Origin of the sequence: Streptomyces sp. NPDC020917, from assembly GCF_044333795.1 — a bacterium.
GTDB lineage: Bacteria > Actinomycetota > Actinomycetes > Streptomycetales > Streptomycetaceae > Actinacidiphila.
In genome coordinates, this window is sequence record NZ_JBIRRR010000003.1 from 427,008 (window position 1) to 441,197 (window position 14,190).

The 14,190-nt window shown below is 68.9% G+C and carries 8 protein-coding genes; 3 read left to right on the forward strand and 5 right to left on the reverse strand.

Annotated features, from left to right (window positions below; all coding sequences use genetic code 11):
- The first annotated feature begins 123 nt into the window (after positions 1-123).
- Positions 124-2,283 (forward strand): right-handed parallel beta-helix repeat-containing protein, encoded by a 2,160-nt coding sequence (locus tag ACH4TG_RS08980; protein WP_398241494.1) that lies wholly within the window; start codon positions 124-126, stop codon positions 2,281-2,283.
- Between the two features lie 105 nt (positions 2,284-2,388).
- Here the strand turns inward: ACH4TG_RS08980 and ACH4TG_RS08985 are convergent, their stop codons facing one another.
- The 5 genes from ACH4TG_RS08985 to ACH4TG_RS09005 all read right to left on the reverse strand — a co-directional run bounded on the left by ACH4TG_RS08985 (position 2,389) and on the right by ACH4TG_RS09005 (position 10,553).
- Positions 2,389-4,758 (reverse strand): hypothetical protein, encoded by a 2,370-nt coding sequence (locus ACH4TG_RS08985; protein ID WP_398241495.1) that lies wholly within the window; start codon positions 4,756-4,758, stop codon positions 2,389-2,391.
- A gap of 180 nt (positions 4,759-4,938) precedes the next feature.
- Positions 4,939-7,389, reverse strand: a complete 2,451-nt coding sequence (locus tag ACH4TG_RS08990; protein WP_398241496.1) for an Ig domain-containing protein — start codon at positions 7,387-7,389, stop codon at positions 4,939-4,941.
- A 58-nt stretch (positions 7,390-7,447) separates the two neighbouring features.
- Positions 7,448-8,275: a carbohydrate ABC transporter permease gene (locus ACH4TG_RS08995; protein WP_398241497.1), complete on the reverse strand. Its 828-nt coding sequence runs from the start codon at positions 8,273-8,275 to the stop codon at positions 7,448-7,450.
- Positions 8,272-9,081 carry a carbohydrate ABC transporter permease gene (locus ACH4TG_RS09000; RefSeq protein ID WP_398241690.1) on the reverse strand — a complete coding sequence of 270 codons (810 nt, stop codon included), beginning with the start codon at positions 9,079-9,081 and terminating at the stop codon, positions 8,272-8,274. The genes ACH4TG_RS08995 and ACH4TG_RS09000 overlap by 4 nt, the downstream gene beginning before the upstream one ends.
- A 185-nt stretch (positions 9,082-9,266) precedes the next feature.
- The gene (locus ACH4TG_RS09005; protein WP_398241498.1) at positions 9,267-10,553 is read right to left on the reverse strand and encodes an ABC transporter substrate-binding protein; all 1,287 of its coding nucleotides are present in this window, start codon (positions 10,551-10,553) and stop codon (positions 9,267-9,269) included.
- 118 nt (positions 10,554-10,671) lie between these two features.
- Between ACH4TG_RS09005 and ACH4TG_RS09010 the strand changes: the two genes are divergently transcribed.
- Together ACH4TG_RS09010 and ACH4TG_RS09015 are read left to right on the forward strand one after the other, a co-directional pair.
- On the forward strand, positions 10,672-11,895 hold the full coding sequence (locus tag ACH4TG_RS09010) for an ROK family protein (protein ID WP_398241499.1): 1,224 nt from the start codon (positions 10,672-10,674) through the stop codon (positions 11,893-11,895).
- Positions 11,896-11,928: 33 nt separating this feature from the next.
- Positions 11,929-14,082, forward strand: coding sequence for an alpha-galactosidase (locus ACH4TG_RS09015; RefSeq protein ID WP_398241500.1), 2,154 nt, complete (start codon positions 11,929-11,931; stop codon positions 14,080-14,082).
- Positions 14,083-14,190 lie beyond the last annotated feature (108 nt).

Sequence of the window (14,190 nt, forward strand, 5' to 3'; positions counted from 1 at the left end):
CCCGCACAGACCCCGACACCCCATCCTATCGATCAGCCGGGACCGGGGACTCGCCGGAGAAAGGCGCGCTGCGCGGGAACACACCGGGGCTCCCCTCCAGTAGCTACCTACGAAGGGCTCGACATGTCTCCATTCTCACGACGCGATCTACTCAAGGCCGCCGGGGCCGCCGCGGCGGCCGCCTCGACGACGATCGTCACCGGGCCGGCCGCGCATGCCGACACAGGCGGCCCCGAGGACAGCAACGACTCGCCCGGCCGGCAGTTCTTCGTGGCGACGGACGGGAACGATGCCAACCCGGGCACGCTGGCCAAACCGCTCGCGACGCTCGAAGGAGCACGCGACGCGATTCGGGCGTGGCGGCAGAGAACGTCGGATCACGCGAAGGCACCGGTCACCGTCCAGCTCCGCGGCGGCGCGTACCGGCGGGCGCAGAGCTTCGCCCTCGACGCGCGAGACTCCGGATCACCGGGTCGGCCGGTCACCTACACCGCCTACAACGGCGAAGAGGTCCGGCTCGTCGGCGGTGTGGACCTGCCGGGTGCCAGCTTCACGCCGGTCACCGACCAGGCGATCCGCGACCGCCTTCCGGCCGCGGCACGGGACATCGTCCAGGAGGTCGATCTGGCGGCGCTCGGGATCAGCGACTACGGGGAGATCGTCCAGACCGGATACGGCCTGCCCGCCGCGGTGAGCCCGCCGGAACTGTTCATCAACGGCACGTCGATGACCCTGGCCCGCTACCCGAACACCGGATTCCTCAAGACCGGAAAGGTCGTCAACCCGGGCGGCAACCCCCGCAGCGTCCTCGGTGACCCCGCGAAGATGGCCGCGGAGTTCGCGAAGGGCGCCACCTTCACGTACACCGACCCACGGCCGTCGACGTGGACGGACACCAGCGACGTCTGGATGTACGGCTACTGGTACTACGACTGGGCGGACGGCAACCTGCAGGTCAAGTCGATCGATCCGGCCTCGCAGCAGATCTCCACCAGGACCGCGAGCATGTACAGCCTGCGAGCCGGACAGCGGTACTACTACTACAACGTCCTCGAGGAACTCGACACACCGGGTGAGTGGTACCTCGACCGCGCCACCGGGAAGCTGTACCTGTACCCGCCCAGCTCCCTGTCCGGCGCCACGGTTCTGCTGTCGCTGCTCGCCGATCCGATGGCCGTGCTCGACGGCTGCTCGCACGTGACGTTCTCCCAGCTGATCTTCGAGGGGTCGCGAGGCGACGGCATCAGTGTCACCGAAGGCACCTCCAACGTCGTCCGCGACTGCACGCTGCAGCTCCTGGGCGGCCGCGCGGTCACCTTCGGCGACGTGACCACGGCGGACGGTCCCCACGGCGGATCGCGCAACGAGGTCCGCGGCTGCCACATCCAGGCCACCGGCCGGGGCGGCATCTCCCTCGCCGGCGGCGACCGTGCCACCCTCACGCCCGCTCGCAACCAGGCGATCGGCAACGAAATCCACAACTACAGCCGCCTGCAGGCGACATACAGCCCCGCGGTCGAGATCGCCGGTGTCGGGAACCGCGCGGCCAACAACCACATCTACGACGCGCCGCACGTCGCGATCCTCTTCCGTGGCAACGACCACCTGATCGAGTACAACGAGATCAACGACGTGGTGCAGCAGACCAGTGACGCCGGCGCCATCTACGCGGGGCGTGACTGGACCGGTCGCGGCACGGTCGTCCGCTACAACTTCCTGCACGACATCGTGGGCATCGGGGGCCTCGGGGCCTATGGCGTGTACCTCGACGACTGCTTCTCCGGGACGACCGTCACCGGCAACATCTTCTTCGACGTCAGCAAGGACTTCCTGATCGGCGGCGGGCGCGACAACACCATCACCAACAACGTGATGCTGTCGGCCTCCTCCTCCATCACTCTCGACGATCGAGGAATCGGCTGGGCAGCGGGGAACGTGGCACCCGGTGGCTCCTGGGGGATGTACGCGATGCTCGCTGCCGTTCCGTACCAGGAAGAGCCCTGGCTGTCGCGCTACCCGCACCTCGCGACCATCACCGGGGACGGTCCGGGGTACCCGAAGTACAACGTGGTCGAGTACAACGCGCTCTACCGCGTCCCCTCGCCCAGCATCGCCAAGTCCGCGATCACCTATGGAACCGTCGGCCAGAACCTGGCACTCGTCACCGATCCAGGCGTGGTGACGGTCGTCGACGGGACTCCGCGGCTGGGAAGCGACGACCAGATCGTGGCACAGCTCCCCGGCTACCAGCCCATTCCCCTGGACAGGATCGGGCTGCGGTGACCCGCTGAAGGGTGGCGCGGCCCGTTGGGTCGGGCTGCAAAGCGTGAGCGCTCTCGTGCGGCGTGCAGGTGCACGCCGCACGAGATCGCCGAACGGATGTGCTGGTCAGCGGGACCCGGAGGTCGGCAGCGCGGCGGGCTTGGCCGGCGGGGACACCGGTGTGACGGCGTGGGGGGTCACGATGTACCAGGTGAAGGTCATCGGCGGCAGGGTCACCTCGAGTTGGAGGTTGCCGTTGGAGTCGATGGTGAGGTTGCGGGGCGTACCCTCGCCTTCGCGGTAGACGTCGACGCTGGTGCCGGTGGGTGTCGCGCTGGGGTAGCTGCCCGACCAGCTCGGCTTCGGGTAGTGCTCGGCGACCGCGTTGGAGCCGAAGACAGGGATGTCCGTGGTGTCGAGGTACGACCCCGGGACCGGCTGAGGCGCCTGGGCCAGGTCGGTCATGCCGGTGTAGTACAGCGGCACGGTCAGGCTCTCGGTGTGCTCCTCGTCCGTCTGGTTGAACACGGCGACAAGAGCCCGCTCGTCGCCTTCGGAGCGTGCGTGCATGAACGCGTCGATGCCCGTGCCGCGGGCCAGGTTGCCGGGCTCCTGCCGGGGTGGGATCAGATGCACGATGTCGGCGGTGACGAGGCCGCGGTAGGTCTTGTACACATCCACCCAGTACTTCACCACTGACCGGACGTCGGGATCGCCGTCGTCCAGTGTCGTGCCGCGGAAGGTCGGGTTGACGCCGGCCAGGAAGCTCTGGCCGGTGGCCCAGCTGTAGTCGAACAGGTTCTGCTTGAGCGGCTTGAACGCGGCTGCGCTGCCGCCGCTGTGGTAGACGTCGATCGGCATGAACGTCCAGCACGCCGAGGGACACTTCTCGTACGTGCCGTTGTAGATGTACTGCCGGCCGAGCATCAGCTGCTGCTGGCGCGGTTGGCTCCAGCCGTTCTCCTGGTAGCCGATGGCGTTCTTGTTGGTGCCGTTGAAGTAGTGCCAGTCGGGCGCGTTGATGTAGGTGTCGCGCTCGCGCATCATCCTGTAGAGGTCGTTGCTGAACGTCCACTGCTTGTAGACCGTGTCCGCGCCGCCGTCGGCGTAGGCATGGTTGGTCTCATCGCAACGGAACATGGGCCACGGCCCGTCGAGTTCGACACAGCCGAGACCGGTGGTGTCGAGAGTGTTCTGGATCCGGCTCTCGAACTCCGCGAAGCCCTTGGTGCCCAGGCCCATCACGGTCCCCCACGGCGTGCCCGCACAGGTGCTCTCCGCTGAGTCGAAGATCGTCCCTGTGGTGAGCAGCACGTACCCGCCCGGTTCGATGCCCAGAGCGCGCAGGGCGTCGAAGTCGGCCTTCTTCCGGGCGAGATAGGCCGGATCGGTGCTCAGCATGCTGAACCCGCTGCCGAACGATTGGATCATCAGCTCGAAGCCCAAGGCGGCGGAGTCGGCGGCCGAGTCCCGCAGGGCGTTCGGGTTGTCCGAGATCAGATGGTAGAAGAGCGGGTTCTCGGTGATCTGAGGCGCGAGCGTGCGGTACATCGCCTTGATCTCCATCTGCTGCGCCTCGTAGTGATCGGTGCTGTGCAGCAGCTGGAAGCTGCGGAACCCGTCGAAGTGCCCGCCCCAGTGCGGCACCTCGGTTCCGATACGGTACGCCGGCCCCTCCTTGTAGAGGACGGTGTACGTCGTGTAGTCGCCCTGGTCGGTGACCGTGTAGGTGCGGTCCTTGTCGTTGTTCCGGTACACGTTGTCGGTGCCACCGTGGTAGTCGGTGTCCAGGTAGAGCCGTCCGGCCAGCTGGGAGCGCACGTGCAGCCGGTCGACGGTGAGTTCGTCGATCATGACCGGCGTCGCGCTGGTGTTGTCCACCGAGACCTTTTTCATGACGGTGGCGATGCCGTCGTAGATCTCGTAGCGCGCGGTGACGGTGACGCCGTCCAGCTTCTCCGCGAGGCTCGGGTGGGGCAGGAAGGTGACCACGAGAGCCTTGCCCGCGGCGGGCCACGGCCGCTGCTCCGCGTACGGCTTGAGGGTCACACCATCTTTTTCGTAAGGGGTCCACTCGTACGGTTTCTGCGTGCTCTCCTCGATCCGGTACGAGGCGTGGACGAAACCACCGGACGCGTTCGTGCCGCCGACGTCGTACGTGGCGCCGTCCAGGACGATGGTGGCCTCCGGCTCGCCGACGTGGTCGAGCATCTCCTGACCAGTGCCCAGGTTCTTCAGCGAGGTGGTCGTGAAGTTCGGTGCGATGTCGAAGGAGCGCTGCACGATCCCGTTGGCCATCGTGACGGTGCGGCCGTGCCGGGAGATGGTCGACGGCGTGGTCACCGGATGGACGACCCAGTCCGCGCCCGGCGCCGGGCTCGTCGTCGCGGCGCTCGCGCTTGCCCGCATGGCAAGGGGGGCGACGCTGGCGACAAGACCGGTCGCGGCCATGGCGCGCAATACCTTGCGACGCGTCAGTTGCTGATCACTGTCCATGAGATTCCCTTCGACGAGAGCAACGCCCGGAGGTCGCGCTCTCTTTGGGTCGATGAGCGGATGGATGGCACAGGATGTTGCGGGCACCAGCACGTGGGCGTTCGCCTCTCGGCGTACGCCCACGTGCAGGTCTTCTTCAGCGTGACGGTGATCGTCCGCGCGGCTAACGGCCGGACCGGGCTAACCGGCGACCGCGATCCGGTAGTCGCGGTGGGCCTGCGGCTGGCCGGAGCTCTGGTAGGCCGTGACTGTGAACCGCGCCGTTCCCGGGGTGGCCGGGGTTCCGACGATCCCGCCGGTGTCGGCGTTGAGCACGAGCCCGCGGGGCAGGGCTCCCGAGGTCACCGCGTACCGCGTGGTCGCGGGCGTGTTGGTCTTCACGGTCGCCTCGTACAGGTGTCCCTTGGCCGCGGCGGGCAGCGCGGCGGCGTCGAGTTCCGGGGTCGGAGCGACGACGGCCTGGGGGGCGCCGATCGGCTTGCCGTCGGCGTCCAGCTGCTGCAAGGACCAGCGCTTGCCCGGCTCGACCACGGTCAGGTGCCAGTTCGTCGACTGGTCGCGGAACTGCGCCCGCTGCTGCTCGGTGAACGCACCGAGGTTGCGTGCCGTCTCCCACTGCCGGATGGCCTCGAGCAGCCGCGTGGTGTTCTCCCCGCCCGCCTGGAGGCTGGAGACCGTGGTCTGGAAACCTGCCCCGGCGTTCAGACCGGCGCCCCGGGCCAGCTTCCATTCCATGGTGAGCAGGCTGTCGGTGCCCTTGAGGCTGATCCAGCCGAGCATTCCGGGAAGGTAGTTCGCCTGGAGGTAGGTGTTGTTCTTGAACACCTGGTCCATGGAGGTGCTGCCGACCTCACCCCAACTGGCCCGGGTCAGCGCGTCCCAGGTGTTCGAGGTCATCCGGCTGGTCTCGGAGATGAAGCCGTCCTTGGCGTTGATCCGCCGGAAGGTGCTGTTCACCAGGTGAGCCATGCCGTAGGCGCCCCAGCCGGAGTCCGATGCCGACTCCAGGCCGTCCCAGGACATGCCGGAGATGCCGGTGTCGTTCCACGCGGTGGTCAGCCTGTCGCTGATCTCACCGAGGATGGCGTGGTTGCCGAGCGCGCCGCCGTACTCGTTGGCCACGACTCGCGCGGCGCGGTCGCCCGCGGCGTGGGAGACCGCGACCGATCCCCATCGCCCGCGCTGCACGCCGGTCAGCTTCCACTCGTTCCCGACCTGCTCGGCCGCTCCGTAGCTGACGAACTCGTCGCCGATGCGCAGGTAGTTGTAGTTCACTCCGCTGGCCAGCAGCGCGCCGGAGTCGAGGTAGAGGGTGGTGTCGCCGGCCGCCAGCGGGCGGCTGAGCGAGGCGGTGCCGCCCGTCACGAGCCGGTCGTCCGCGGGTGCCGTGACGTAGGGGTCCTGCGGGATAAGGGCCCAGTCGTAGGGCTCGTCGCCGGTGCCGATGAAGTCCGACAGGGTGTGCACGCCGAGCTGCACGCCGTTGGCCTTGGCGAGGTCCACGGCTGCGGCGGCCCCGGCGTCGCTACCGCCCAGGCTGGAGTCGAACTGGTAGTGGCCGCTCGACTTCCACGGCCCGTAGTTGGTGGTCAGCGAGTAGATGCGGCCCATGCCGGCCGCCTTGGCGAATCGGGCGGCCGCCGGGATGTTGCCGGTGTCCAGGTCGCCGAGCACCAGCCACGACTGGCTGCTCGCCTGGGACGCCTTCTGCCACTGGCCGTTCAGCGTCGGGTAGGGCAGCTTCTCGCCCGCCGCGATGTCGGACAGGACCGTCGGCGTCGCCTCGGGCGAGGCCCCGAACAGCGCGATCTTGGAGCCGGCGATCTCGCCCTCGCGGCCGGGCAGCGACCCGACCGGGATCGGGTAACCGCTCACCACTCGGCTGCGGTTCTTGGTGTAGTCGAAGGTGAAGGCCCGCAGCACTGAACCCCACGGGGTCACACCCGCCGCGCTCCACTGCTCCAGAGAACCCACGCTCACGTGGTCCGGGTCGTGGTCGACCTCGTTCTCCCAGCCCAGGGCCTGGTCCTCCTGCGGCCAGGCACCTTCGGTACGGTCGGTCAGCGGATGGATCCCGATGGCGAAGTTCCCGTCGCGGACCACGCCCGCCGAGGTGCCGACCGTCTGGGAGATGTTCGTGGCCAGCGGGCCCCAGAGCAGGGTCTGCACGTCGACGTTCTTGGGTGCGTCGACGGAGACTGCCTCGAACGTGGTGTAGTCGCCCTTGCCGACCAGCTTCACCTGGATCGTCCAGTGCGCGGAGTTGTTGCGGAAGGTGAGCATCTGGCCGCCGGGGCCGGAACGGACCACCGAGGTCGGCCGCTCCTGCTTGCCGTCGACGACCAGGCTGACCAGGGACGCCGCATGACCGGACGCGAGGTGGTCGGTACCGGTCCTGATGTCGTCCAACCCTACGACCGTGCCGGCCTTGTCGAGCTGGATGTCCAGGTAGCCGGCCTGGATGTCGATCGACGGGGTCTTTCCGCCGGCCTGTGCTCCCGCCGACTGTGCGCCGATCGCGGGCAGGGCGCAGACGGTCATCACGACTGCCGCCGCGATGGCCGTCCGCTGGCGCCGATCTGGTCTTGTCGGGGTGATCTGGGATCTGGTGAGGGGGTTCGAGAACCGCATGGTGGTGCTCCTGTTCAGCTTTCCGTGGATACTGCGCTGCACCGGCCGCTCGTGCCGGTCATCCCTTCGTGGCACCGCCGGTCAGGCCGCGGACGAAGTGCTTCTGGAACGCGAGGTAGAAGGCCAGGACGGGAATCGTGGCCAGCAGCATGAAGGCGAACACCGCCCCGAAGTCCTGCTGGTAGGGGCCGATGGAACGGAAGATCCCGACGGTGACGGTGTTTCCGGATCCCGGGCCCAGGACGAGCAGCGGCGTGAGGAAGTCGTTCCACACCCAGACCCCGAGGAAGATCAGCACGCTGGCCGAGGCCGGCCGCAGGAGGGGGAAGACCACCTGCCAGAAGATCCGGAACCGCCCGGCACCGTCGACGGACGCGGCCTCTTCGAGCTCGCGCGGGATCGAGCGGACGAACCCCATGAAGACGAGCACCGCGAACGGCAGGTAGTAGCCGACGTCGACCAGCACCGCGCCCGGCATCGTGTGCATCAGCCCGATGGAGTTGAGGATCCGGGTGATCGGAAGCATGATCACCGCGGGCGGGATCATCAGGCCGGTCAGCATCACGCCGATGACGGCACGGCTCCACCAGCGGCCCGAACGGACCAGATAGTAGGCCGACATCGCGGCCAGCACGGTGGTGATGACGATCGACAGGGCGGTGAGGATGACGGAGTTGGCGAGGCCGTACCAGAACAGCCCGTCGGGCCGCTTCAGCACCTGCTCGATGTTGCCGAGGGTCGGCGGAAGCGGGAGCGCGAGCGGCGACGACACCACCTTGGAACTGGGTTTGAAGGCGTTGACCAGCGCCACGTAGAGCGGGAGGCAGAAGACGGCCGCCACGCCGGTGGCCAGCAGAGGGCGGACCCATGGGGCTCGGGTGTTCACAGGTTCACCTCTCGTCGTTGCAGCAGCTTGAGCGTGGTGACGCTGGCGATCGCGACGACGACGAGCATGATCCCTGCCATCGCGGACGCGATTCCCGGGCGTTGCTCGGAGAACGCGGTGCGGATCACCTCGAAGGCGACGGTGGCCGTGCCGTTGGTGCCGGGGCCGCCGTTGGTGAGCACGGCGATCTGGTCGTAGACCTTGAAGGTGCTGATCATCAGCATGACGGTGGTGATCGTCAGCGCGGGGGCGAGCATCGGCCAGGTGATCGCGCGGAACTGCTGCCAGGGGCCGGCCCCGTCGAGGCTCGCCGCTTCCTCGAGTTCCGTGGGGATCCCCGCCAGACCGGCGAGGTAGATGACGACCGCGAAGCCGAGCATCTGCCAGACCATGATTCCGGAGACGGAGTAGATCGCGTAGGACGGATCGGTCAGCCAGCCCGGCGGGTTCTTGACGCCCATGGAGACGAGGGTGCTGTTGAGCAGGCCGTCGTCGGCCAGGATCGAGCGCCCGATCACCGACACCACCACGGCGGAGAGGATCACCGGGGTGAAGTAGACGCCGCGCAGCAGGCTGTAGAGCCGGCCCTGCTTGCGCAGCAGCAGGGCGATCGCGAGGCCGAGCACGTTCGTCAGCAGCACCACGATCACCGTGATCACCACGGTGTTCCACAGGGAGTGCCGGAACTCCTGGTCGCCGAGGAGGAACGTGTAGTTGTCCAGGCCGACGAACGAGGTCTTCGGGCGAGTGGCGCGCTCGTCGGTCATCCCGATGTACAGGGTCCACAAGATGGGTGCCAGGACCATCGCGGTGAAGACCGTGAGGGTCGGCAGCACGAAGACGGCGAAGGCTCCTACCGAGGGCCACTGCACGGTGCGGCGCCGGTGCGGCCCACCCGTGCGCCCGGACGGGACCGCGGCGGGCTGCGGCGTACCGGGCCGCGGGACTCCTCCGTCGGCATCGGTTCCCGTCCGGGAGCGCAGGGGATGCGTCACTTCGAGAACTCCTTGAACTGCTTGTTCAGCGTCGCCACGAACCCGCTCACGTCCGTGCGACCGTTGAGGAGATCGTTCAGTGCCGCGTCGACCTTGGGCATGAAGCCCGACGGCAGGGCCGGAATGCCGCCCTCGTTGCCGAAGCTCGGTGTCACGGTTCCGCTGGACTGGGCCTTGTTGTAGAGATCGAGCGTCTCGTTGTACAGGGGCGGCAGACCGGTCGGCGGCTTGTAGCCCTTGAGGGCGACGAACAGGCCGTCGTACCGCGCCCCGCCGTCGGCGTTCAGCTTGGAGAACTCGATGGCCCACTTCTTGGCCTTGGCGACGTCGGGGGCCTTGGCGCTCACCGACAGACCGCCGCCGGTGTAGACCGGCAGGACGAGCGAGCCGTCCTGCGTGGGCATGGGGAAGACGCCGATCTGGTTCTGCTGCGTCTTGTTGGGGGCGGCCGGGAACCACGAGCCCATCGGGTACATGGCGCCCTTGCCGTCGAGGAACGCCTGCTGCGCCTGCGCGTAGGTGGCCGAGAGGTTGTCGACGTTGTCCTTGCTCGCCAGCGCCTTCATCTTGGTCGCGGCGTTGACGAACAGCGGGTTGCTGAAGTCGGTCTTGCCGTTGACGAGCTTGCCCAGCCACTGCGGGTCCTTGGCGTAGACCTCGTTCGCCATCACCTGGGCGAAGGTCCATCGCGGGCCCAGGCCGTCCGGTGCGCCGCCGCCGATGACGAACGGCTTGATCCCCGCCGCCTTCAGCTTGCCGACGTCGGCCAGCAGGTCGTCCCACTTCTTCGGAGCAGTGGTGATGCCCGCCTTCTGGAACGCCGCCTTCTGGTAATAGATCTGCCAGGTCTGCGAGTTGGTGGGCAGCTGGTAGATCTTGCCGTTGAAGCTGTTCGCGCCCGGGTCGGTCCAGTCCGCCACCTCCGACTTGCTGAACTCGGCGAGCTTGCCCGCCTCCGCCAGTCCCGAAGGGTCGATCGCGACCATGATGTCGGGCAGCGCGCCGGTCGAGTCGAGTTGGCGGACGTACTCGTCGCGTTGCTCGGAACTCGGCGCGACAAGCTTCTTGATCTTCACCCCCGGCACCTCGGCGCTTGTCCTGGCGATGATGTCGTCCCAGTACTTGGCGGTGAGGTTGGGGGTCTCGAAGGTGAGCAGGCTCAGCGTTACGTCGCCGCTCCCCGTCCCACCCCCGCTCCCGCTCCCGCCGCCGACTGAACAGCCGGTCAGTGCGACGAGGCCCAGCACCGCGGCCATCGCGACGCAGGTAGTCCGCTTACCCATCGAGACCCTCCTTCACCTGGTCGAACCCGCTGGCGGGATGCTGCTTGACCAGAGGTTAGATAAAACAACTTTCTTTTCAATATTGCTGCTGGGGCGCCAATGTAGATAGCGTGAGGCTGTGAGTCAAGACACCCGTGAAACCCAGCGCAGCGCGGCCCCTTCGGGCCGTGCCGGCGATGCCCACCTGCTGCGGAGGCTCAACCTCGTGGCCACGGTGCGGGCGTTCCTCGATGCAACGGCGCTGACGGTCAGCGATGTGCGTGCGACCGTCGGCGTCTCCCGCCCCACCGCCGAGGATCTGGTGGCGACGCTGCTGCACCAGGGCTTCGTCCGTGAGGCGCCCGGCCGCCCGAACGGCGAGCGGTCCGCGGGGCGGCCGGCCCGGCACTACGAGGTGGTGGCCGAGGACTTCGCGGTCGTCGGAGTCGACATCGGCGCCCACAAGGTGGCCGTGGTCGTCTGCGACCTGCGAGGGAACGTCGTGGCGGTGCGCAGGCGCAGTGTCGACTCCCGCCTCGGGCCGGCCGGCCGCATCGGGGCGGCGGCACGCCTGGTGGAGACGACCGTCCGGCAGACCGGGACGAGTTGGGAGCACATCCGCTCGATCGCCTGCGGCATCACGGGGGTGGCGGCCAACGGCTCGGTGGTCAAGGATGTCCGCTCCGTTCCCGCGGGCCATGACCTGGACGTCTACTCCCTACCGGGGTTCGACACCATCGACGTGGTGTCGGAGGTGTCGGCGCGCTTCAAGCGCGACGTGCTGGTCTCGAACGACATCCACCTCGCGGCGGCGGCCGAGCAGTGGCGGGGCGCCGCCTCCGAGGCACGTGACCTCGTCTACATGCACGCCGGCCGCCGCCTCGGGGCCGCGATCGTCATCAACGGGCAGATCCACAACGGACGCCGCGGTCTGGCGGCGTCCGTCGGCTCCATGAAGATCCTGGGGTGGGCCGACGTGATGGCACAGCTCGACCGCGAGAGCCGCAGGCTCTCGGGCTCGACGGCCTCGGAGTCCACCAGCGGCGACGTCCGGGCGCTCTTCCAGGCGGCCGCGGCCGGCGACCGCACGGCGATGCTCACCGTCGACCGCGTCGCGGAGGCCCTCGCTCTGGGGGCCTCCACCCTGGTCCATGCCGTCGACCCCGACCTCGTCGTACTGGGCGGCGGTCTGTCCCGCGCGGGGGACGTCCTCGCCGCTCCGTTCGAGCGGCACCTCGCCGAGACCTCGCTCGATTCGCCGGAGTTCCGCGTGTCCCTACTCGGCGACGAGTCCGTCGCCCTCGGCGCCGCCCGGCTGGCCCTCGACGACCTCAGGGCGAGCCTGCTCGCCGTGCAGGACTGATCCGCCTTTCTCACCGCACCAAGGAGTCACCGAATGATCGAGCCCGGACGCGTCGCCGTGCCCGTGCCCACCGCCCCCGTGTCCCTCTCCGGTCTCGGCGGGGACGAGGCCACGACGTTGGTCCTGCTGCCACGAGCCGACGGCCTGCCGGACATCGGGTGGGTGGGGCTCCCCCTGGCGGCGACGGACGTCCGATCCCTGACGATCCCCGCCTCCGTCGAGACCACAGCCTGGAACTCCTGGCTGATCGGTTCGCCGGTCAGCGTGCTCCCGGAGCACGCGCGCGGCTACCTCGGACGGCCGGCGCTGCTCGGACACCGAATCGGCTCCCAGGGCCCCGGGAGCGACTGGTCCACCGCCTTCGGTCCCGGCGCTGTGCGGTCCGACGGCGCCTCACTCGTCGTGGAGGCCACCGACGAGGCGGCGGGGCTCGAACTGCGCTTCGAGGCCGAAGCCGTCCACGGAGGGGGACTGCGCCTGCGGCACGTGCTGGCCAATGTCGGTGCCGGTCCCTATGTGGTCGACGCGCTCGACGTGGTCATACCCCTTCCCACCAGCGCGGGCGAGATCCTCGACTTCACCGGGCGTTGGGCCCGCGAGCGGCAGCCCCAGCGGCATGCCCTCGCGGATGGGCAGTGGGTCCGGGAGCACCGCCGCGGCATGCGCGTCCTCGACGGCACCGGGCTGATCGTGGTCGGCACCCCTGGCTTCGGCTACGGTGACGGTGAGGTGCTCGGTGTCCACCTGGCCTGGAGCGGCAACCACCGCTATGCCGTGGAGCAGTTGAGCTCCGGCGCCGCCGTCGTCCGGGCCGGCGAGCTGCTGCACCCGGGCGAGCTGGTCCTCGCCGAGGGCGAGACGTACGCGACGCCGTGGGTGCACGTGACCGCCTCGAAGCGCGGGCTCGACGGCCTGGCGGACGCGACCCATCGGTACGTCCGGTCGCTCGCGGCCCACCCGGCGTCGCCCGCACCCGTCATGTTCAATCCGTGGGAGGCGGTGTACCTCGACCACGACCTCGACACGCTGACCGCGCTGGCCGACCTCTCGGCCAAGCTGGGCGCCGAGCGTTTCGTGCTCGACGACGGGTGGTTCACGGGTCGCACCTCCCTCGACGACGGCCTGGGCGACTGGACCCCGGACCCGGCCGTGTGGCCGCACGGACTGGCACCGCTGGTGGACCGGGTGCGTGCGAACGGGATGGAGTTCGGGATCTGGTGGGAGCCCGAGGCGGTCAACCCGAACTCCGCGGTCTACCGCGACCACCCCGAGTGGATCCTGCGCACGGGCGACCGGACACCCGTGCGCGAACGCAACTGCTACCTGCTCGATCTCAGCCGCGACGACGTGCGGGCGCACCTGGTCGACGCATTCGACCGCCTCGCGGCGGCGCACCGGATCGACTTCGTCAAGTGGGACCACAACCGCGACCACATCGACGGCGGTGACTCACGTGGCTCCGGCCGGCCCGCGTCACGGCGGCAGACTCTCGCCTTCCGCGAGCTCCTCGACGAGCTGGCCCGCCGGCATCCCGGCGTCTCGTGGGAGAGCTGTGCCTCGGGAGGCGGCAGGATCGACCTGGACGTGCTCGAACGGGTCCAGAGCACCTGGACCTCCGACGTCACCGATCCGCTGTCCCGCCAGCCGATCCAGCACTGGACCGCCCAGCTCGCCCCGTTGGAGTACCTGGGCGCCCATGTCGCCGCGCCGGTCTCCCACCAGACGGGCCGAACGAGCTCCCTGGACCTCCGGGCGGCCACCGCGTTCTTCGGCCAGTTCGGAATCCAGTGGGACCTCACGAAGGTGCCCGCCCGCGAGCTGGACCGCCTCGCCTGCTGGATCGACCTCTACAAGCGCCACCGCGCCCTCCTGCACACGGGGCGGCTGACCCGCGTCGCACTGCCCGACGGTCTGCTCGCGCATGGAGTGGTCGCTCGCGACCGCTCGGAGGCGCTCTTCTCCTACGCCCAGCTCGAGGAGATCGTGCCCGTGCCACCGCGGCTCCGCATCCCGGGACTCGATCCGGACCGGACCTACCGTGCCTCGCTCCTCACTCCCCCGGACCCGTCGGTGAGCTGGGACGTCACGGGTATCCAGGCCTCGGGTGCGGCGCTGGGAACACTGGGGCTGCCGGGTCCCGCACGGGCGCCCCAGAGCGCGGCGCTCGTCCACCTGCGGGCCCTCTGAGCCTGTCCTGGCACTCCGGGACCGTGGCTACGGGTGGATCTCCCTGATCACGGTTGGGGCCCGTGGGTCTGTCGGTCAGGCGGCCCTCGTGCCTGGCAGGTGCTGGCG

Bases quoted from the DNA above. Each gene is read 5' to 3' on its own strand.
- ACH4TG_RS08980 (WP_398241494.1), top strand. From the start codon at position 124: ATGTCTCCATTCTCACGACGCGATCTACTCAAGGCCGCCGGGGCCGCC.
- ACH4TG_RS08985 (WP_398241495.1), bottom strand. From the start codon at position 4,758: ATGGACAGTGATCAGCAACTGACGCGTCGCAAGGTATTGCGCGCCATG.
- ACH4TG_RS08990 (WP_398241496.1), bottom strand. From the start codon at position 7,389: ATGCGGTTCTCGAACCCCCTCACCAGATCCCAGATCACCCCGACAAGA.
- ACH4TG_RS09000 (WP_398241690.1), bottom strand. From the start codon at position 9,081: ATGGTCCTGGCACCCATCTTGTGGACCCTGTACATCGGGATGACCGAC.
- ACH4TG_RS09005 (WP_398241498.1), bottom strand. From the start codon at position 10,553: ATGGGTAAGCGGACTACCTGCGTCGCGATGGCCGCGGTGCTGGGCCTC.
- ACH4TG_RS09015 (WP_398241500.1), top strand. From the start codon at position 11,929: ATGATCGAGCCCGGACGCGTCGCCGTGCCCGTGCCCACCGCCCCCGTG.